The organism is Promicromonospora sp. NPDC059942 (assembly GCF_042731755.1).
In the GTDB taxonomy this organism is placed as follows: domain Bacteria; phylum Actinomycetota; class Actinomycetes; order Actinomycetales; family Cellulomonadaceae; genus Promicromonospora.
Window position 1 is genome coordinate 169,382 of sequence record NZ_JBHWLR010000010.1, and the last position, 19,198, is coordinate 188,579.

A 19,198-nucleotide genomic window follows, 5' to 3' on the forward strand; every position below is an offset into this window, starting at 1 on the left:
GGGATTTGCTGCTACTCGTTGTCTCCACCGGTGCCGAGCGTAGCGTCAACCTGACCGGCGTCGGACTGGTCCTGGGCGTCGGGCCACACCCAGTCGCGCACCTCGGGGAGGTCGTCGCCGTGCTCGCGGGTCCATGCACGCGCACGAAGCCGCGCGTCCTGCATCCGCTGGCGCAGTCCGGCCTGGGCGCTGCCGAGCTGCGGCACCCGGTCGATGACATCGATCACAAGGTGGTACCGGTCCAGGTCGTTCAGCATGACCATGTCGAACGGCGTCGTCGTCGTGCCCTCCTCCTTGTACCCGCGCACGTGCCAGTTGACGTGGCCCGTGCGCCGGTAGGTGAGGCGGTGGATGAGCCACGGGTAGCCGTGGTACGCGAAGACGACGGGCCGGCCGGCCGTGAACAGGCCGTCGAACTCGGAGTCGGTGAGGCCGTGCGGGTGCTCCTTGGCGTCCTGCAGCCGCATGAGGTCCACGACGTTGACCACGCGCACCTTGAGGTCGGGCAGCTCCTGGCGCAGGATGTCGGCCGCCGCGAGCACCTCCAGCGTGGGCACGTCGCCCGCGCAGCCCAGGACGACGTCGGGCTGCTCGCCCGCCACCTCCGTGCCCGCCCACTCCCAGATGCCGAGGCCACGCGTGCAGTGCTCGATCGCGGTGGGCATGTCCAGGAAGTTCGGCGCCGGCTGCTTGCCGGAGACCACCACGTTGACGTACTGGCGGCTGCGCAGGCAGTGGTCGTAGGTGGACAGCAGGGTGTTGGCGTCCGGCGGGAGGTAGACCCGCACGATCTCGGCCTTCTTGTTGACCACGTGGTCGATGAACCCGGGGTCCTGGTGGCTGAACCCGTTGTGGTCCTGCCGCCAGACGTGGCTGGACAGCAGGTAGTTCAGGGACGCGATGGGCCGCCGCCACGGGATGTGGTTGGTGACCTTGAGCCACTTGGCGTGCTGGTTGAACATCGAGTCGACGATGTGGATGAACGCCTCGTAGCTGGTCAGCAGCCCGTGCCGGCCCGTCAGGAGGTAGCCCTCCAGCCAGCCCTGCACCTGGTGCTCGCTCAGCATCTCCATGACCCGGCCGGCGCGGGCCATGTGCTCGTCCACCTCGGGGCCGATGTACTCGGCGTTCCACTGCTTGTCCGTCACCTCGTAGACGGCCTGCAGGCGGTTCGACGCCGTCTCGTCCGGCCCGAAGATGCGGAAGTTGTCGGGGTTGAGCCGGATCACGTCGGTGAGCCACTGACCCAGCACGCGCGGCGCCTCCGACGTCGACCCGCCGGGCACCGGGACGTCCACCGCGTAGTCGCGGAAGTCGGGCAGGCGCAGGTCCTTGAGCAGCAGCCCGCCGTTGGCGTGCGGGTTGGCGCTCATCCGCAGCGCGCCCTCCGGGGCGAGCGCGGTGATCTCGGGCAGCACGCGGCCGTCGGCGTCGAACAGCTCCTCCGGCCGGTAGGACCGCAGCCAGGTCTCCAGGACCTTGAGGTGCGCGTCGGTGTCGCGGGCGTTCGCGAGCGGCACCTGGTGCGCGCGCCACGACCCCGTGGTCTTCTTTCCGTCGATCTCCGCCGGCCCGCTCCAGCCCTTGGGCGTGCGGAACACGATCATGGGCCACATCGGCCGGCTGAGGTCGCCCTGCGCCGCGCGGGCCTTGATCGCCGCGATCTCGTCGAGCACCTCGTCGAGCAGCGCCGCGAACCGGCGGTGCGTGTCCAGCGGCGACTCGTTCTCGTCGTACCCGCCGTCGAAGAAGTACGGCCGGTGGCCGTAGCCGACCATGAGGTCGTTCAGCTCCTGGTGCGAGATGCGCGCCAGGACGGTCGGGTTGGCGATCTTGTAGCCGTTGAGGTGCAGGATCGGCAGGACGACGCCGTCCTGGGCCGGGTTGACGAACTTGTTCGAGTGCCAGGAGGTGGCCAGCGGGCCGGTCTCGGCCTCGCCGTCGCCCACCACCGCCGCCACGAGCAGGTCGGGGTTGTCGAAGACCGCGCCGTAGGCGTGGCTCAGGGCGTACCCGAGCTCGCCGCCCTCGTGGATCGATCCCGGCGTCTCCGGCGCGACGTGGCTCGGGATGCCGCCCGGGAAGGAGAACTGCCGGAACAGGCGCCGGACCCCCTCCGAGTCCTCGGTGATGTCGCTGTAGACCTCGGAGTAGGTGCCGTCCAGGTACGCGGAGGCGACTAGCCCCGGGCCGCCGTGCCCGGGGCCCGTGACGTAGACCGTCTGCTGCTCGCGCTCCTTGATGGCGCGGTTCAGGTGCGCGTACAGGAAGTTCAGCCCCGGCGTGGTGCCCCAGTGGCCCAGCAGGCGCGGCTTCACGTGGTCCGCGGTCAGGGGCTCGCGCAGGAGCGGGTTGTCCAGGAGGTAGATCTGGCCCACCGAGAGGAAGTTGGCGGCCCGCCACCAGGCGTCGATACGCTCCAGGTCGGCGGGGGCCAGCTCGGCGACACCGGAGGTGCGCCATCCGGTGGCGGGGGAGTCGGGGACTGTGGTCGTCGTCATCGCTCACGCTCCTGCTGGGGTTACGTGTGGATCGGTGCCGGTCTGCTGCCCGTTCATTCGAACGCACAACCGCCGTACACGCGAGACGACCGCCCGGCCCCGTGATCTGTGACGCGTCCGACAGAACGCCCCGGTGACCTGTGCCGCTGACCCGCCGACGGCGGCTACCGTTGAGGTTATGCCCGTCAGTGCCCCCAGCACATCCCCGTCGAAGGTGATCGACGTCGAACCCGTCACCGAGCGCCGTACCTTTCTCCAGGTGGCCAGGCAGCCCCGGATGATCGGGCTGCTGCTCGTGTTCGTGCTGGCGGCGTTGGTGTGCGGCCGGCTGGGCGCCTGGCAGCTCGACCGCGCCTACGAGCGGGCGGAGCTGGCCGCCCAGCAGGAGGCCGCCGAGGCCGCCGCCGCGGGCCCGGCCTGGCTGGGCGACCTGCTGACGCCGCAGGAGAGCTTTCCCGGCGAGCTCGTCGGGCGCGAGGTCCGCGTGACCGGCGAGTACGAGCCGGCCGGCACGCTGCTCGTCCCGGGCCGGGTGCTGGAAGGGCGGGTCGGCTACCTCGTCCTGACCCCCTTCCGCGTGTCTGACGACGGGACCGACGGCGCGTCCTGGGCCGACCTGTCCGGCGCGCCGGTCCTCGCTCTCGTGCAGGGCTGGGTGGCCGCGCCGGGCGACGCCGCGGCGCTCGCCCTGCCGGAGGGCGAGGTCACGGTGACGGGCTGGCTCCAGGCGGGCGAGTCGACGTCGGGCAGCGCCGCCGTGACGGACGGGCAGACCGAGCAGATCGCGCTGAGCGCCCTGGTCAACGAGTGGGGCGGGCCCATCTACACCGGGTACGCCGTGCTGACGTCGGGCCCGGGCTCGCCCGAGGAGGGCGGGGTGGCCGCCCTGCCGCGCCCCACGATCGACGGCGGCTCGGGCGCCAACCTGCAGAACATCTTCTACGCGCTGCAGTGGTGGCTGTTCGGCGGGTTCGCCGTGCTGCTCTGGGTGCGCCTCGTGCGCGACGAGATGGCCGGCGGACGCCGCGGCGGCGCGCCGACCGACGCCGACACGGGCATCGCGGGTCTGCCGGCGGCGTGAGGCCTTCCCCCCGTCACCTTTGAGGCCCGGGTTTCTTCGCTTTCAGACCCCTGAGAGCGAAGAAACCCGGGCCTCAAAGGGGAGGGGCGTCAGCCGTTCAGGGCGCTCAGCATCCGCCGGGCCGCCTCTTCGACGAGCGGGCGCGGCATGCCCGCGTTGAACCGCACGAAGCCTCGGCCGGCGTCGCCGCACTCCGCGCCGTCGACCAGGACGACGCCCGCATGCTCCTGGAACCAGGCGGCGGCGCTCGCGGGCGCGCCCGGCAGGTCCGCGCCCGGCAGGTCGAGGCCACGGCAGTCCAGCCAGGTCAGGTACGTGCCCTCGGGCGCGCGGTAGCCGATGCCGCTCCCGTCCAGCAGCTCGCCCAGCCGCGTGACATTGCCCTGCAGATAGCCGAGGACGTCGTCCAGCCAGTCCCGGCCCTCGGTGTAGGCGACCTGGTTGGCCAGGATGCCGAGGGTCGACGCGCCCTCCTCGGCGCGCTCGCCCACCTGGTCCCAGAGCCGTACGTCGGCGTCGTTGGACAGGACGAGCTGCGCGCACTTGAGGCCCGCCAGGTTCCACGCCTTCGACGCGGACGTGGCCGTGACGGTGTGGCCCGCCGTGGTCTCGTTCAGCGAGGCGTACGGGACGTGGCGGCGGCCGGGGTGGACCAGCGGGGCGTGGATCTCGTCGGCGAAGACGCGGCCGCCGTGCCGTTCGACGACCTCGGCCACGGCCAGCATCTCGGCGGGTTCGAGGACCCGGCCGACCGGGTTGTGCGGGTTGCACAGGATCATCAGGTGCCCGCCCGCGGCGAACGCGGCGTCCAGCGCGTCGAGGTCGTAGGAATACCGGCCGTCGGCGTCGCGCGCCATCGGCACCTGGAGCACCTTGCGGCCCAGCTCGCCCGGCAGGGTGTGGAACGGCATGTACGACGGCGTGGGCACGATCACCGGTGAGCCGGGCCGGGAGAAGTGCTTGATGACCTCGTCCAGCGCGGTGAGCACGTCGGACACGGGTCGCACCCGCGCCGGGTCGACAGCCCAGGAGTAGCGGTCGGCGGCGAAGCCCGCGTACGCCTCGGACATGCCCGTGACCAGCGCGGGCGGGAGGTAGCCGAGCAGGCTGCGGTCCACGGCGTCGTGCAGCGCGGCGGCGATCGGCGGGGCAGTCGGGAAGTCCAGCTCCGCGACCCAGGCCCCGATCGTGCCGGGAAAGGCCGTCCACTTAAGGCTGCCGTTCGTCCGGAGGCGGTCGGCGGTGAGGGCGTCGAAGGGGTGGGCGTTCACTCTCGCATTGAAGCAGGTGCGGCGTGCGCGTCGTCCGGGTGACCAGAGCCCGAAATGGGGCGGTCCGGCGGCCGGTCGCCGGGGCCCCGCGGTCAGTGCGTGAGCGTCAGCTCGGCCTCGACGAACCCGTCGTCCTCCACCGTCACGAAGCCCAGGTCGGGGGCCTCGACGCCGTAGTCCGCGAACGTGACCGGCACGGTCGCGGCGAGCTCGGCGACGACGTCGCCGCCGTCGTCCGCCAGCCGGATCTCCAGGCCGGCGGTGACGTCCTGGGTGACACCCTTGATGGTCATCGTGCCGGGCGCGTCGACGGTGACGGTCCCGCCGTCGGCCACCGCCGTGATGTCCACGGGGTCCGTGAGCTCGAAGGTCGCCGTGGGGTAGGTGCGGGTGTCGAGGATGCCCTGGAACTGGCCGTCCCGGGCGGACTCGTCGGTGGTGATGCTCGCGAGGTCGACCTCGACGGACGCGGCGGTGAGCTCGCCGTCGGCCACGGTGCCGGAGCCCGTCACCTGCGGGGTGCGGCCGACGACGGTGACGTCCTGGCCGGACAGCACCTCGTTCACGCGGTACCCGGCCTCGGAGCCGTCGGCCACGGTCCAGTCGCCGTCGAGGTCGGCGGGGTCCGCGGTCGCCGCGGGCGCGGACGAGCCGACGGCGGGCGCGGGCACGTCGCCGCCCGTCTGCAGTCCCGCGTAGATGCGCGTGGCGAGGAACCCGAGGCCCACCACGACGACGAGCACGCCCAGCGCGACGACGATCTTCCGGCCCATGGCTCTACGCTCCCACGCGGTCAGGAGAGGTAGCGCGCCTCGAGCGTGGCGAGCTTCGCCTCGGCCTCGGCGTGCACCTTCTTCTCCAGGACGAACGACATCACCGGGATCACGCCCGCGATCACCATCGTGACCAGGCGGCCGAAGCCCCAGCGCATCTTGGACCACAGGTCGGCGACCGTGACCAGGTACACCACGTAGATCCAGCCGTGCGCGAACGGCACCCACGCGATGAACGGCATGACGCCGTCCACGTCGGTCAGCGCGCCGAGGCCGTACTTGATGCCCAGCTCGACGCAGAGGATCAGCAGCATGACACCGGTGACCAGAGCCATGAAGCGGTAGCGGGACATCGCGCCGCGGGCCTTGCGGATCGCGGTGGCCGCCGCCTCGGCGGAGATCTCGGGAGTGGTCTGAGGGGTGCTCACAACCAACGAGGATATGCCGTCCGCGGGGGTGCCATCCGCACCCTGTGGATAAAGCGTGGATCAATGTCAGTGGTGCTCCGTACGGTGGTTGTCGTGCGCCCCCTCCCCTTCGCCGATCCCGGCACCCCGCCGCTGCGCGGTCCGCTCACCCTGCTCCTGTGGCTCGCCCGGAAGCAGCTCCGCGTGCTGCTCGTGGCGATGTTCTTCGGCGTGCTCTCGTTCACCTGCAGCGCCTTCCAGCCGTTCCTGCTGGGCCGCATCATCGACAGCGCCTCCGCGTCCGGGCTCGACCGCACCACGTGGACGTGGGCGGCCGTCATGATGGGTGTCGGCATCGTCTGGATCGCCTCGAACGCGATCGGCCACCGGTGGGATATCACCGCGTGGATGCACGCCGCGTTCCGTACGTCACAGCTCGTGACGCGGACCGTGGCCCGGTCGGGGCACAACATCACCAAGGAGCTGCCCACCGGCGAGGTGGTGTCCTCCGTCGCGAACGACACCATGCGCATCGGCGAGGTCTTCGGCATCGCCGCGCAGACCATCGGCAGCGTCGCCACCTACGGCATCGTGGTGGTGCTGATGCTGAACCAGTCGCTCAAGCTGGGGCTCGTCATCGCGCTCGGCCTGCCGGTCGTGGCGGCGATCCTCGCCCTCCTGGTCAAGCCGCTCCAGAAGCACCAGAAGAACCAGCGCGACGCGCAGGGCCGGCTCACCACGCTCGGCGCGGACACCGTCTCCGGCCTGCGCATCCTGCGCGGCATCGGCGGCGAGAAGGTCTTCACCGGCCGCTACCAGGGCCAGTCGCAGAAGGTCCGGCAGGCGGGCGTCGCGGTCGCCGGCACGCAGTCGATCCTCGACGCCCTGCAGGTGCTGCTGCCGGGGCTGTTCATCGCGCTGGTGGTCTACCTCGGCGCGGCGGAAGCCATCGCGGGGCGCATCTCCACGGGCCAGCTCGTCGCGTTCTACGGGTACGCGTCCTTCCTGTCGTGGCCGGTGCACCTGCTGGTGCAGTCGGTCAACGTGGTCACCAAGGCCCACGTCGCGGCGGGCAAGGTGGTCAAGGTGCTGCAGGTCGTGCCCGCCACCGGCGCCGAGGCGTCGACCGCCGACATGCCGCCCGCCGGTGTGCCGCTGGTCGACGAGACCACGGGTGTCACGCTCCGGCCCGGCCGGGTCGTCGCGCTGGTCAGCGCGGACCCGGACGAGTCGGCGCAGGTCGCGATCCGGATGGGCCGGTTCGACGACGACGCGGAGACCACCACCCCGGTCACGCTCGGCGGCGTCCGGCTGGCCGACCTCGACAAGGCGGAGCTGCGGGAGCGGATCGTGGTCGCGGACGCGACCCCGGCACTGTTCTCCGGCCGCCTCGCGGGCGAGCTCGACGTGCGCGACTCCGCGAACGCCGACGCGCTGCTGCGGGCCATGCACATCGCCGACGCGCACGACGTGCTGGAGTCCCTGCCGGACGGCATCGAGGGCGAGATCCCCGAGAAGGGGCGCTCGCTGTCGGGCGGCCAGCGGCAGCGCGTGGCGCTCGCGCGGGCGCTGCTCACCGACCCGGAGGTCCTGGTGCTCATCGAGCCCACGTCCGCGGTCGACGCCCACACCGAGGCGCGGATCGCGCAACGGCTCACCGAGTGGCGCCGGGGCCGGACCACCCTGATCGTCACCGCGAGCCCGCTGGTCCTGGACCACGTGGACGACGTGGTCTTCCTGGACGACGGGAGCGTGGTCACGCACGGCACGCACCGCGAGCTGCTGGACCTGCCCACGAACGCGCCGGGCGGGCGCGAGGCGGCCCGCTACCGGCGGGTGGTCGGCCGCTCGCTGGACGACGACCTGGACGCCGAGCTCGACGAGCTGCTGGGCGGCACGAACGCAGGCAGCACCAACGCAGGGGAAGGAGGCAAGGCATGAGCACGGGAAAGATCCTGCCGATCGCCGACGCCGCCGAGACCTGGCGGTACACGCGCTCGCTGCTCGGCCGGCACCGCAGGCCGCTGATCATCATCACCGTGGCCAACACGGTGGCCGCGATCGCCGGCCTGGCCGGGCCGTTCGTGCTGGGCAAGCTGGTCGACGCCGTCACCGACGGCACCACGATCGAGGTGGCGCGCAACCTGGTGCTCGCCGCCGTCGCGGCCGTCGTGCTGCAGTCGCTGATCACCCGGTTCGCCCAGCGCCGCGCCATGGTCTTCGGCGAGACGGTGTTCGCCGACATGCGCGAGGAGTTCGTCGAGACCGTCACGGCCCTGCCGTTGTCCACGGTCGAGACCGCGGGGACCGGCGACCTCATCGCGCGCACCACCCGCGACGTCAGCCGCATCCAGAACGCCGTGCGGTTCGGCGTGCCGCGGCTGGTCATCGCCGTGGTGACGCTCGTGCTGACGTCGGTGGTCAGCCTCGTGGTCTCGCCCCTGGTCGCGATCGCGATGTTCGTCGGCGTGCCGGTGCTCGTCGCGGTCGCCCGCTGGTACCTGAAGCGGGCAGCGCCCGCCTACCAGCGCGAGTCCGCGGCGTACGCGCTGCTCGACGGCACCGTCACCGAGTCCGTCGAGGGTGCGCGCACGATCGACGCGCTCAAGATCGGACGCCGGCGCACCGACCGGGGTGACGAGGACCTGCACGAGGCCTTCCAGGCCGAGCGCGGGACGCTCAACCTGCGCACCGTGCTGTTCCCGGGCGTGGACTTCGCGTTCATGGTCGCGCCGCTCGCGGTGCTCGTGTGGGGCGTCTACCTGGCCTCCGAGAACGTGGTGACCATCGGCATGGTGGCCACGATCGTCATGTACACCTACCAGCTCCAGGGTCCCGTGTGGGAGCTCATCTTCTGGCTGGACGAGATCCAGGTGGCCGCGACGTCCCTGTCCCGCATCATCGGTGTCCGGCTCGTTCCGGCGGACCGTACGGCGGGTGACGCCGAGCCCGACGACGAGGAGGTGCGCGGCACCGACGTCCGCTACGCCTACCGCGCGGGCACGGACGTGCTGCACGGCATCGACCTCGACCTGAAGGTGGGGGAGCGGCTGGCGATCGTGGGGCCGTCCGGCTCCGGCAAGTCGACCCTCGGCCGCATGCTGGCCGGCATCCACCCGCCCACGGGCGGCCGGGTCGAGGTCGGCGGCGTGCCGCTGGTGGACCTGCCGCTGGAGGACCTGCGCAAGCACGTCGCGCTCGTGACCCAGGAGCACCACGTGTTCGTGGGGTCGCTGGCGGACAACCTGCGGCTCGCCAAGATCGAGGCCGACGACGCCGAGCTGATGGACGCGCTGCGCGCCGTCGACGCGCACGGCTGGGTGGAGGCGCTCGACGAGGGCCTGGCCACCGAGGTGGGCTCCGGCGGGTACAAGCTCACCCCGGCGCAGGCGCAGCAGATCGCGCTCGCGCGGCTGGTGCTGCTCGACCCGCACACGCTCGTGCTCGACGAGGCGACCTCCCTGCTGGACCCGCGCGCGGCCCGGCACCTGGAGCGCTCGCTCAACGCGGTGCTCGACGGGCGCACGGTCGTGGCGATCGCGCACCGCCTGCACACGGCGCACGACGCCGACCGGGTGGCGGTGCTCGACGGCGGCCGCATCACGGAGATCGGCCCGCACGACGAGCTGGTCGCGGCGAACGGCGAGTACGCCAGCCTCTGGCACAGCTGGCAGCACGAATAAACCCCTCCGTTGAGTGCTGGGTATTTGCGCCTTCCGAGCCGCGAACAGCGCAAATAGCCAGCACTCAACGGGGGCGCCAGCCGAGGGCGGCCGAGATGCGGGCGGCCGCGTCGCGGACCACCGGGGTCAGGGTCTCCAGGCGTTCCGGGGGCATGTACGGCCGGGTCGCCGTGACACTGATCGCGGCGACGATCGCGCCCGACGTGTCGCGCACCGGCGCCGCGACACAGAGGATCCCCGGCTCGTTCTCCTCCAGGTCGAAGGTCACGCCCCGGCTCGCCGAAGCCTCCATGACCTGCACGAACGCCTCGGCGGTGAGCACATCCCGCTCCAGGCCGTGCTCCGCGCCGGCGGGCCGCTCGGCGAGGAACTGCTCGCTCCAGCGACCCGGCTCGTCCAGGAGCAGCGCCTTGCCGATCCCGGTCCGGGTCAGCGGCATGCGGTGCCCGATCTGCGAGCGCATCACCGCCCCGCGCGTGCCCGGGATCTTGTCGAGGTAGAGCACCTGCCCGCGGTCCTCGATGGCGAGGTGCACGGTGTCGTGGACCCGCTCGGCGAGCGCGCGCAGCACCGGCGCGCCCACCCCGGTCACCGGGTTCTCCTGCAGCGCCTGGTAGCCGAGCTCGATGAGGGCGGGGCCGAGCGCGTAGGCGCCGTCGTCGTGCTGGCGCAGGTAGCCGGTGGCCAGCAGGAGCTGGAGCAGGCGGTGGGTGGTGCTGCGCCCGACCCCGGTCGCCGCCGAGACGTCCCGCAGGCGCGTGCAGCCGCGGGCGACGGCGTTCACGACGGCGATGCCCCGCGCGAGGGTCTGCGTTCCGGGCGGGGCGGCGTCGGACGGGGTGGCCATCGCGCCACGCTATCTCCCGAGACGCCGCGATGTCCCGATAATAGGGATGAGGTTCGGACTATCGGGACTCCGGTCTACCGTCCAGAACATGGCTGACGACGCACCGAGGCGCGACGCCGCGCTGGTGGCCCTCGACTGGGGCACGACGACGTTCCGCGCCTGGCTCCTGGACGCGACGGGTGCGGTCGTGGACGGCGTCCGGACGGCGGACGGCGCGCTCTCGCTCTCGGAGCGGGCCGACTCGGCCCGGGCGCGGGCCGCCGCCTTCGAGGCGACGTTCTCCCGGCTGTGCCGGCCCTGGCTCAACGAGCACCCCGGCATCCCCGTGCTGTGCTCCGGGATGGCGGGGTCGAACCTCGGCTGGGCCGACGCCGGGTACCTCGACGTGCCGGCGGAGCTCGGCGGCCTCGCGTACCGGCTGACGGTGGTGCCGGCGGGCGACTCGGTGGTCCACCTCGTTCCCGGGCTGCGGGCCACGGGCCCCCTCCCGGACGTCATGCGGGGCGAGGAGGTGCAGCTCGTGGGCGCGCTGGCCGAGATCGCCACGGAACACCAGACCCCGGCTGGGCACCCGGCCACCCCCGACCGACGGCACACCGTCGTCCTGCCCGGCACGCACTCCAAGTGGGTACGCCTCGACGGCGACTGCGTCGCGAGCTTCACCACCGCCATGACCGGCGAGCTCTACGGCCTCCTGCTGCGCGACAGCATCCTCGGCCGGCTCGCCGAGGGGGAGCCCGGCACGGAGGCGTCGGACGCCTTCACCTGGGGTCTGGAGGCGGAGGCCGAGCACGGCGACGAGCGGGGCCTGCCGACGCTGCTGTTCACGGCGCGCACGCTCGTGCTGGCCGGCCGCCTCGCGGGCCAGGACGTGGCCGACTACCTGTCCGGGCTGCTGATCGGCGCCGAGGTGCGGCACGCGCTGCGCGCCGAGCCGGCCGACGTCGTCGTCCTGTGCGGGTCGCCATCCACCACGCACCGCTACCGCCTCGCCCTGGAGCGGAGCGGCGTGACCGTCCGCGCCGTCGGCGAGGACGCCGCCGCCCGCGGCCTGTGGCGCGTCGCCCTCGACGCCGGCCTTGCCTCGCTCGACCCAGCCTCGCTTGACCCTGCCTCCCCCGACCCCGCCCCGCTCGACCCCACTGAGGAGCAGCTCGCATGAACACCCGGTCCACCGGCCTGATCGCGATCCTGCGCGGCGTGCCGCCCGATGACGCCGTCGCCGTCGCGGAGGCTGTCTTCGAGGCGGGGTTCGACGCCGTCGAGGTACCGCTCAACTCCCCGGACCCGCTGGAGTCCGTCCGCCGCATCCGCGCGGCCGGTCCGGCCGACCGGCGGGTCGGGGCGGGCACCGTGCTCAGCCCGGACGACGTGCGCCGGGCGGCCGATGCCGGGGCCTCGCTCATCGTCTCCCCGAACACCCGGCCGGACGTGATCGCCGAGACCGTGCGGCTCGGGCTGGAGAGCTACCCCGGCGCGGCGACGCCGACCGAGGCCTTCGCCGCGCTCGACGCGGGCGCCCGGGCGATCAAGCTCTTCCCCGGCTCAGCGGTCGGCATCGGCGGTCTGCGGGCCTGGGCGAGCGTGCTGCCGAGCGGCACCGCGCTGGTCCCGGTGGGCGGCGTCGACGCCGGGAACCTCGCCGACTGGGCGCAGGCCGGCGCGGCCGGCGCGGGCATCGGGACGTCGCTGTACCGGCCTGGCGACGCGCCCGCGACGGTCGGCGCGCGGGCCGCCGAGCTGGCCCGGATCTGGCACGAGAACTGCAACGACTGAGAGGCCTGCCGTGAAGATCACGTCGATGACGACATTCGTCCTGCCGCCCCGGTGGCTCTTCCTCAAGATCGAGACCGACGAGGGGATCGTCGGCTGGGGCGAGCCCGTCCTGGAGGGCCGCGCGGCCAGCGTCGCCGCCGCCGTCGAGGAGCTGTCCGACTACCTGATCGGCAAGGACCCCCGACGGATCGAGGAGCACTGGACCGTGCTGTACCGCTCCGGGTTCTACCGCGGCGGCGGCATCCACATGAGCGCGCTGGCCGGCATCGACCAGGCGCTGTGGGACATCAAGGGCAAGGCGCTCGGCGTACCGGTGCACGACCTGCTCGGCGGCCGGCTGCGCGACCGGATCAAGGTCTACTCGTGGATCGGCGGCGACCGGCCCGCCGAGACGGCGGCCCAGGCCAGGGCCGCCGTCGAGCGCGGCTTCTCGGCGGTCAAGATGAACGGTCCGGAGGAGCTGCAGTACGTCGACTCCCGCGACAAGGTCGAGCGGGTGGTCGCCAACGTGGCGGCGGTCCGCGACGCCGTCGGGCCGAACATCGGGATCGGCGTCGACTTCCACGGGCGCGTGCACCGCCCGATGGCGCGTGTGCTGCTCGACGCCCTGGCGCCGTACCACCTGATGTTCGTCGAGGAGCCCGTGCTCTCCGAGCACGTCGACGGTATCGCCGACGTGCTGCGGAACTCGACCACGCCCATCGCGCTCGGGGAGCGGCTGTACTCCCGGTGGGACTTCAAGAACGTCATCACCACGGGCGTGGTCGACATCATCCAGCCCGACCTGTCGCACGCCGGCGGCATCACCGAGGTGCGCAAGATCGCCGCGATGGCCGAGGCCTACGACATCGCCGTGGCGCCGCACTGCCCGCTCGGCCCGATCGCGCTGGCCGCGTGCCTGCAGCTCGACGCCGTCGCGTACAACGCGGTGATCCAGGAGCAGAGCCTCGGCATCCACTACAACAAGGCGAACGACCTGCTCGACTACATCGTCGACCCCGGCGTCTTCGCCTACGAGGACGGCTCCGTCGCCATCCCGCAGGGGCCGGGCCTGGGCATCGAGGTGAACGAGGACTACGTCCGGGAGCGCGCCGCCGAGGGGCACCGCTGGCGCAACCCGGTCTGGCGGCACGACGACGGGTCGTTCGCCGAGTGGTGAGCGCGGGTCGGCCCGGCGCCGACGCCGGAGAGCCCGGCGCCCGACGTGCGGGACGTAACTCCGCCGTGGGGCGCCGGGCCGCCGTCGGGCACTTAGACTTGCCGGGTGTCGTCCACTGCCCCTGAGAACCAGCCGCAGACCCCCCGCCCGGTCATCGTCGTCGACTTCGGCGCGCAGTACGCCCAGCTGATCGCGCGCCGCGTGCGCGAGGCCAAGGTGTACTCGGAGATCGTGCCGCACACGTTCACGGTCGAGCAGATGCTCGCCAAGGACCCCGCGGCCATCATCCTGTCCGGCGGCCCCTCCTCCGTGTACGCGGCCGGCGCCCCGTTCGTGGACCCCAAGCTCTTCGAGGCCGGCGTGCCCGTCATGGGCATCTGCTACGGCTTCCAGGCCATGGCGCAGGCGCTCGGCGGCGAGGTCGCGCAGACCGGGCTGAGCGAGTTCGGCGGCACTGAGGTCGAGGTGTGCGCCTCGGGCGTGCTGCTCGCCGACACCCCCGAGCACCAGACCGCCTGGATGAGCCACGGCGACGCCGTGCACCGCGCGCCGGTCGGTTTCGAGGTGCTCGCGACGTCGGACGGCTCGCCCGTCGCCGCCTTCGAGGACACCCGCCGCCGCCTGTTCGGCGTGCAGTGGCACCCCGAGGTGCGGCACTCCGCGCACGGCCAGACCGTGCTGGAGCACTTCCTCTACGAGGGCGCCGGGCTCAAGCCCGACTGGACCCCCGGCAACGTCATCGCCGACCAGGTCGCGGCCATCAAGGCCCAGATCGGCAGCGCCCGAGTGATCTGCGCGCTGTCCGGCGGCGTCGACTCCGCCGTCGCCGCCGCGCTCGTGCAGCAGGCCGTGGGCGACCAGCTCACCTGCGTGCACGTGGACCACGGCCTCATGCGGGCCGGCGAGGTCGAGCAGATCGAGACCGACTTCGTCGCCTCGACCGGCGTCCGCCTGATCGTCCGCGACGAGAAGGAGCGCTTCCTGACGGCGCTCGCCGGCGTCAGCGACCCGGAGACCAAGCGCAAGATCATCGGCCGCGAGTTCATCCGCGTGTTCGAGGACGCGCAGCGGGACATCGTCGCCGAGGCGGGCGCGCACGGGGAAGAGGTCAAGTTCCTGGTGCAGGGCACCCTGTACCCCGACGTCGTCGAGTCGGGCGGCGGCGAGGGCGCGGCCAACATCAAGAGCCACCACAACGTGGGCGGCCTGCCGGACGACCTGGACTTCGAGCTGGTCGAGCCCCTGCGCACCCTGTTCAAGGACGAGGTCCGCGCGGTGGGCCGCGAGCTCGGCGTGCCCGAGGAGATCGTCTCGCGCCAGCCGTTCCCCGGGCCGGGCCTGGGCATCCGGATCGTCGGCGAGATCACGGCCGAGCGCCTGGAGATCCTGCGCCGCGCCGACGCGATCGCCCGCGAGGAACTGACGAAGGCCGGCCTGGACAACGAGATCTGGCAGTGCCCCGTGGTGCTGCTCGCCGACGTCCGCTCGGTGGGCGTCCAGGGCGACGGCCGCACCTACGGCCACCCGATCGTGCTGCGCCCGGTCTCGTCCGAGGACGCCATGACGGCGGACTGGACGCGCCTGCCGTACGACGTGCTGTCGGTCATCTCGACGCGCATCACCAACGAGGTGCGTGAGGTCAACCGCGTGGTGCTCGACGTGACGAGCAAGCCGCCGGGCACCATCGAGTGGGAGTGACGTCCTGCGGCCCCGCCCCTTCCCGGGGCGGGGCCGCAGTTCTTTCCCTGGTGTCTCTCCCGGTCAGGAGATCGCGAACGAGTTCGCCCGGTCGTTGAAGCTGCCGAGGTTGTTGTCGCGGTCGATGAAACCGGTCGCCGCGCCGCTCTTCGCATTTCCGTCGAAGAGCCGCACGTCGCAGTGGTTGTACGTCTTCACCGCGCTGACGGCGTTCTGGTACGTGCCGAGGTTCGCGCCGCCCTCGTTGTCACCGGTGCCGCTGGAGCACCCGTAGCTGTACGCCGGGTTGAAGACGACCACGCGCCACCCGCCGAACTCGGCGTGCTGGTACAACTCGGCCACCACGAGCCCGTCGCCGGGAGCGCCGTTCGTGCACCCGAACTGCCCGTCCCGCACCGCGCAGTAGTACGTCGCCGTGACGGAGGCCGGCGCTGCCGCCAGGTCTGCCACCAGCACCGGCGCGGCCGACCCCACCTCCTCGACCTGCACCCCGGCGGCACCCGCGCCGTCGGCCGTCCCTGCCACGGCGGGCGTTGCCGCCCCGAGCGCCACCACCATGAGCGCCCCCGAGACCACGGCGGTCAGGCGGGTGCGGGAACTGCGCTTCACCTTGTCTGCGTACCTCATGAGAAATCCCCCATGTCAGCCGGCGACGCTGTTGTCGCCGGTCATAGAAGGACGAGGATTTCACCCGCACGCTGATACCCGGAAAGCAGTTTTCACCGCATTGTTGACCGGTTATCGGACATTGTTCGGTGAAATCACTGAGATCCCGTTTGCCGGCAAAGCGGCGGGTTCGGATCAGCCGGTGAGGCGGACCCAGGTCAGGCCGATCGCGGTGCCGAGCAGCAGGTACGGGCCGAACGCGATGCCCGACTTCCAGCCGGCGCGCCGGCCGAGCAGCAGCACGATCGCGACCACGCCGGCCACGAGGTGCGCGGCGAAGACGCCGACCAGGAGCGCGGTCCACGAGTGCCACGTCAGGAACGCGCCCAGGCTCAGCGAGAGCTTGACGTCGCCGTACCCGATCCCGCCGCGTGGGGACACCCAGTACAGCGCCTGGTAGAGCGCGAAGAACGCGATCCCGCCCAGCGCCGCGCGGCCGAGGTCGCCCCACGAGCCGGTGCCGAGGGCGGCCACGGCGAGCAGCGCCGCCGTCGCCCAGGTCAGGGGGAACACCAGCGCGTCGGGCAGCCGGTGGGTGTGCGCGTCGATCACACCGAGCGCCGCGCCCGCGACCGCGAGCACCAGGTAGGCGGGCGTGAGCCAGCCCGGCCCGCTCGCCCAGACGGCCCACACCATGGCGATCACGGCGACGACGCCGATGCTCCGCGCCCAGGGCGTGACCTCGGCCCGCGCCCGCCGGTAGTGCCGGAGGGCGAAGGGTTCGACCGGGCTCGTCGGGGCCGGTTCGGAGGGGCTCACCCGGGGAGGCTATCGGCGGGGCCCGCACGGCGCAGCGCAACGGGGACCGGCCGCCTGCCGGCTCCCTCCGAATCTTGCTGCGGCGGCCGGCCGGCTCCCCTTCGAGGCCCGGGTTTCTCGTCTTTGGGGGCCTGGAAAAGTGAGAAACCCGGGCCTCGAAGGGGAGAGAGACCGCCCGGGTTCGGGCGCCAGCTTCGGGGGCCGGGTTCGGGCGTCGGGTCGGGCGCCGGGCAGGCGTCATGAGCGCGCCAGCGTCGCCGCCTCCGCGTAGGCCCGGTCCGTCGTGGCCAGGACGTCCGGCCAGTCCACGCCCGCCGGCGGCGTCGCCGCGGCCACCAGCAGCCGGTCGAGCAGGTCGGGCTCGGCCGCGAGCCGCACGAGCGCGGCGGTCAGCGCGACGTCGTCGGGCACCAGAAGGCCGGTGGCGCCGTCGACGACGCGCTCGGCCAGGCCCGACCGGGAGTGGGCGATCACGGTCAGCCCCGCGGCCTGCGCCTCCAGCGCGGCGATCCCGAAGGCCTCGTCGGAGGAAGGCGCGGCGTACACGTCGGCGCGCGCGTACAGCCGCTTGAGCTCGGTGGCGGTGAGGCGCCCGGGCAGGGAGACGACGTCCCGCAGACCGTGCTCCGCGACGAACTTCCGGGCGGCGGCGCGTTCCGGGCCGTCGCCGGCGAGCGTCACGAACAGCGCACTCTCGGGGAGCCGGCCGACGGCCTCGGCGATCGCGGCGAGCAGCGGGAGCATGCGCTTGCGGGGCGCGAACCGCGCGGCCGAGACCACGTGCACGGCCGCACCCTCGGGCCGGTCCCCGCGTTCGGTGCGCGGCACCCGCCAGGCGGCGAGGTCGATGCCGTTGGGCAGGATCGCGACGTCGGCCCCGGGCCGCAGCAGCCGGCGCAGGGGTTCGGCCGTCATCCCGCTGACCGCCGACCAGCGCACGGGCCAGCGGGACCAGCCCGCCGCGGCGTCGGCGGCCGCGAAGAGGCGCGACGCGTTGCCCCACACGCTGTGCACGGTCAGCACCGCGGGCAGCCCCAGCCGGGTCACGGGCCGCAGCGCGCCCTGCGCCGTGGGGGCGAGCACGCCCATGTGCAGGTGCACGACGTCGGGTCGCTCGCCCCGGTCGATCGCCGCCCGCAGGCGGGTGGTCACGTGCGCGGTGGAGCGGGGGTGGATCGGCCAGCCGCCGGGGATCCGCGCCGCGATCCGGTGCACGACGACGCCGTCCTCGACGGCGGTGCTCACCCCGTGCGCGCCGGGCGCCGCGGGGGTGGTCGTGACGACCTCGACGTCGTGCCCGGCCGCGACCTGCTGCGCGGCCAGGCGGCTCACCTGGGACTCGATCCCGCCCAGCAGCGGAAGGTACGTGTCGGACACGTGGGTGATGCGCACGCCCGCCATCCTCGCACCCGGCGGTCCTCCTGCCTGGTGCTACGCCGCGCGCGGCGGGTGGTCCGTACTTAGCGTTGCGGGATGAGCGACTACACGAAAGTCCCCGTCAAAGGGGTCAAGGGTGCTGGTGTGTTCGTCATCGTCGCCGCGATCATCATGATCGTGGCGGGGATCGCCGTGTGGATTCTCGTCGCGACGCAGCTCTCGGCAGAGAAGATCACCGTCTCCGACGACTCCACGTTCATGGGGGGCGTCTTCGCAGGTCAGCAGGTGCAGGGACCGCTCACGGCCTACGCCCAGGCGGACATCATCAACCACCACGCCCTCGAGGCGTCCGGCGGGGCGACCTACGCCGAGCTGGCACAGGACGACCCCGTCCGCGACACCGTGATGGACGCGTCGTTCCTGCGCGCGTCGCTGTTCACCTCGGTGGTCGCGTTCGGGGTCTGTGCCCTGGTGGTCGGGCTCGGGATCGTCCTGGGCGTGATCGGTGGAGCACTGCAGAGACTGGCCCGGACCCCCTAGCGCCGTCGGACGCTGGAGATCACGGAACCGGCGACGAGGATCACGCCGGCGGCGCCGAGCAGCACGATCAGGGCCGCGCCCAGGTCGAACACCACGCCCGCCGCCACCGCGAGGATCCCCAGCCCGACCGCGATCACGATCAGGCCCCACACCGCCGTCCCCACGCGCGGGCCGCGCTTGGGGGCGGCGGCCTGCGCGGGCTGGACCGCCTTGGTGGGGTGGGCCGGCCCGTGCTGGGCCGGCCCGTGCTGGGCCGGCGCGGGCTGCGTCGCGGCCGGGCCGCTGCCGGACGGCGGAGGGGTCGCCCCCGGCGCCGAGGTCGCCCCGGGCGCCGGCTCGCGCAGGGGCGCGAGGGGGTCGGAGTCGTCCCGCACGGGGGCGTCGTGGATCTCCGCCGCCGCGGCCTCGGCCTCGACCCGCGCCGCGGCGATGCCGTAGGCGGGGTGCACCTCGCCCTCCGGCGCGGCGGCCTCGGGCTCGCGCCCGGAGTCGTCCAGCGTGATCTTCTGGGTGGGCGGGGTGGCCTGGGCCGGCAGCACCTGGGTGGTGTCCGGGTCGTTCGTGGTCTGCTGGTCCATGTTCTCGCTCGTGTCCTGGCCCTCGGGCCCGCCGGGGGTCTCGCTCGGGTTCTTCCGGTCGTTCGTCTGGTCAGTCATGGCG

General features: G+C 72.8%; 17 protein-coding genes. 8 read left to right on the forward strand and 9 right to left on the reverse strand.

Annotated features, from left to right (window positions below; genetic code table 11):
* Window positions 1-11: 11 nt before the first annotated feature.
* Window positions 12-2,501 (reverse strand): phosphoketolase, encoded by a 2,490-nt coding sequence (locus tag ACFV9Q_RS17825; protein WP_377235471.1) that lies wholly within the window; start codon window positions 2,499-2,501, stop codon window positions 12-14.
* 178 nt (window positions 2,502-2,679) lie between these two features.
* On the opposite strand from ACFV9Q_RS17825, the gene ACFV9Q_RS17830 reads away from it, so the two are divergent.
* Window positions 2,680-3,582: an SURF1 family protein gene (locus ACFV9Q_RS17830; RefSeq protein ID WP_377235472.1), complete on the forward strand. Its 903-nt coding sequence runs from the start codon at window positions 2,680-2,682 to the stop codon at window positions 3,580-3,582.
* An 89-nt stretch (window positions 3,583-3,671) separates the two neighbouring features.
* Here the strand turns inward: ACFV9Q_RS17830 and ACFV9Q_RS17835 are convergent, their stop codons facing one another.
* The 3 genes from ACFV9Q_RS17835 to ACFV9Q_RS17845 form a co-directional block, all read right to left on the reverse strand.
* Complete coding sequence (locus ACFV9Q_RS17835) at window positions 3,672-4,853, reverse strand: MalY/PatB family protein (protein WP_377235473.1); 1,182 nt, start codon at window positions 4,851-4,853, stop codon at window positions 3,672-3,674.
* Window positions 4,854-4,945: 92 nt separating this feature from the next.
* Window positions 4,946-5,626, reverse strand: a complete 681-nt coding sequence (locus ACFV9Q_RS17840) for a YceI family protein (RefSeq protein WP_377235474.1) — start codon at window positions 5,624-5,626, stop codon at window positions 4,946-4,948.
* Window positions 5,627-5,646: 20 nt separating this feature from the next.
* Window positions 5,647-6,054 carry a DUF3817 domain-containing protein gene (locus tag ACFV9Q_RS17845; protein ID WP_357481381.1) on the reverse strand — a complete coding sequence of 136 codons (408 nt, stop codon included), beginning with the start codon at window positions 6,052-6,054 and terminating at the stop codon, window positions 5,647-5,649.
* Window positions 6,055-6,117: 63 nt separating this feature from the next.
* Here ACFV9Q_RS17845 and ACFV9Q_RS17850 point away from each other — a divergent pair, with 63 nt between their 5' ends.
* Both ACFV9Q_RS17850 and ACFV9Q_RS17855 read left to right on the forward strand, forming a co-directional pair.
* Window positions 6,118-7,974, forward strand: a complete 1,857-nt coding sequence (locus tag ACFV9Q_RS17850) for an ABC transporter ATP-binding protein (protein ID WP_377235475.1) — start codon at window positions 6,118-6,120, stop codon at window positions 7,972-7,974.
* The gene (locus ACFV9Q_RS17855) at window positions 7,971-9,716 is read left to right on the forward strand and encodes an ABC transporter ATP-binding protein (RefSeq protein WP_377232104.1); all 1,746 of its coding nucleotides are present in this window, start codon (window positions 7,971-7,973) and stop codon (window positions 9,714-9,716) included. The genes ACFV9Q_RS17850 and ACFV9Q_RS17855 overlap by 4 nt, the downstream gene beginning before the upstream one ends.
* A gap of 64 nt (window positions 9,717-9,780) precedes the next feature.
* On the opposite strand, the gene ACFV9Q_RS17860 is transcribed toward ACFV9Q_RS17855, so the two are convergent.
* A complete protein-coding gene (locus ACFV9Q_RS17860) occupies window positions 9,781-10,563 on the reverse strand; it encodes an IclR family transcriptional regulator (protein WP_377235476.1) in 783 nt (260 codons plus the stop codon).
* 88 nt (window positions 10,564-10,651) lie between these two features.
* Between ACFV9Q_RS17860 and ACFV9Q_RS17865 the strand changes: the two genes are divergently transcribed.
* The 4 genes from ACFV9Q_RS17865 (at window position 10,652) to guaA (ending at window position 15,196) form a co-directional block, all read left to right on the forward strand.
* Complete coding sequence (locus ACFV9Q_RS17865) at window positions 10,652-11,725, forward strand: 2-dehydro-3-deoxygalactonokinase (RefSeq protein WP_377235477.1); 1,074 nt, start codon at window positions 10,652-10,654, stop codon at window positions 11,723-11,725.
* Window positions 11,722-12,339, forward strand: a complete 618-nt coding sequence (locus ACFV9Q_RS17870) for a 2-dehydro-3-deoxy-6-phosphogalactonate aldolase (protein ID WP_377235478.1) — start codon at window positions 11,722-11,724, stop codon at window positions 12,337-12,339. The genes ACFV9Q_RS17865 and ACFV9Q_RS17870 overlap by 4 nt, the downstream gene beginning before the upstream one ends.
* 10 nt (window positions 12,340-12,349) lie before the next feature.
* Window positions 12,350-13,498 (forward strand): galactonate dehydratase, encoded by a 1,149-nt coding sequence (gene dgoD / locus ACFV9Q_RS17875; RefSeq protein WP_377235479.1) that lies wholly within the window; start codon window positions 12,350-12,352, stop codon window positions 13,496-13,498.
* Between the two features lie 105 nt (window positions 13,499-13,603).
* Complete coding sequence (gene guaA / locus ACFV9Q_RS17880) at window positions 13,604-15,196, forward strand: glutamine-hydrolyzing GMP synthase (protein WP_377235480.1); 1,593 nt, start codon at window positions 13,604-13,606, stop codon at window positions 15,194-15,196.
* Between the two features lie 63 nt (window positions 15,197-15,259).
* Here guaA and ACFV9Q_RS17885 read toward each other — a convergent pair whose 3' ends face one another.
* The 3 genes from ACFV9Q_RS17885 to ACFV9Q_RS17895 form a co-directional block, all read right to left on the reverse strand.
* A complete protein-coding gene (locus ACFV9Q_RS17885; RefSeq protein WP_377235481.1) occupies window positions 15,260-15,805 on the reverse strand; it encodes a hypothetical protein in 546 nt (181 codons plus the stop codon).
* 192 nt (window positions 15,806-15,997) lie between these two features.
* Window positions 15,998-16,621 (reverse strand): prepilin peptidase, encoded by a 624-nt coding sequence (locus ACFV9Q_RS17890; RefSeq protein WP_377235482.1) that lies wholly within the window; start codon window positions 16,619-16,621, stop codon window positions 15,998-16,000.
* Between the two features lie 237 nt (window positions 16,622-16,858).
* Window positions 16,859-18,013, reverse strand: a complete 1,155-nt coding sequence (locus ACFV9Q_RS17895) for a glycosyltransferase family 4 protein (protein WP_377235483.1) — start codon at window positions 18,011-18,013, stop codon at window positions 16,859-16,861.
* 81 nt (window positions 18,014-18,094) lie between these two features.
* Between ACFV9Q_RS17895 and ACFV9Q_RS17900 the strand changes: the two genes are divergently transcribed.
* The gene (locus tag ACFV9Q_RS17900) at window positions 18,095-18,538 is read left to right on the forward strand and encodes an aromatic ring-opening dioxygenase LigA (RefSeq protein ID WP_377228600.1); all 444 of its coding nucleotides are present in this window, start codon (window positions 18,095-18,097) and stop codon (window positions 18,536-18,538) included.
* On the opposite strand, the gene ACFV9Q_RS17905 is transcribed toward ACFV9Q_RS17900, so the two are convergent.
* Complete coding sequence (locus ACFV9Q_RS17905; RefSeq protein WP_377235484.1) at window positions 18,535-19,194, reverse strand: hypothetical protein; 660 nt, start codon at window positions 19,192-19,194, stop codon at window positions 18,535-18,537. The two genes, ACFV9Q_RS17900 and ACFV9Q_RS17905, sit on opposite strands and share 4 nt — an antisense overlap.
* Between the last annotated feature and the right edge of the window lie 4 nt (window positions 19,195-19,198).

Bases quoted from the DNA above. Each gene is read 5' to 3' on its own strand.
- ACFV9Q_RS17825 (WP_377235471.1), bottom strand. From the start codon at position 2,501: ATGACGACGACCACAGTCCCCGACTCCCCCGCCACCGGATGGCGCACC.
- ACFV9Q_RS17830 (WP_377235472.1), top strand. From the start codon at position 2,680: ATGCCCGTCAGTGCCCCCAGCACATCCCCGTCGAAGGTGATCGACGTC.
- ACFV9Q_RS17840 (WP_377235474.1), bottom strand. From the start codon at position 5,626: ATGGGCCGGAAGATCGTCGTCGCGCTGGGCGTGCTCGTCGTCGTGGTG.
- ACFV9Q_RS17850 (WP_377235475.1), top strand. From the start codon at position 6,118: ATGTCAGTGGTGCTCCGTACGGTGGTTGTCGTGCGCCCCCTCCCCTTC.
- ACFV9Q_RS17855 (WP_377232104.1), top strand. From the start codon at position 7,971: ATGAGCACGGGAAAGATCCTGCCGATCGCCGACGCCGCCGAGACCTGG.
- ACFV9Q_RS17860 (WP_377235476.1), bottom strand. From the start codon at position 10,563: ATGGCCACCCCGTCCGACGCCGCCCCGCCCGGAACGCAGACCCTCGCG.
- ACFV9Q_RS17865 (WP_377235477.1), top strand. From the start codon at position 10,652: ATGGCTGACGACGCACCGAGGCGCGACGCCGCGCTGGTGGCCCTCGAC.
- ACFV9Q_RS17870 (WP_377235478.1), top strand. From the start codon at position 11,722: ATGAACACCCGGTCCACCGGCCTGATCGCGATCCTGCGCGGCGTGCCG.
- ACFV9Q_RS17900 (WP_377228600.1), top strand. From the start codon at position 18,095: ATGAGCGACTACACGAAAGTCCCCGTCAAAGGGGTCAAGGGTGCTGGT.
- ACFV9Q_RS17905 (WP_377235484.1), bottom strand. From the start codon at position 19,194: ATGACTGACCAGACGAACGACCGGAAGAACCCGAGCGAGACCCCCGGC.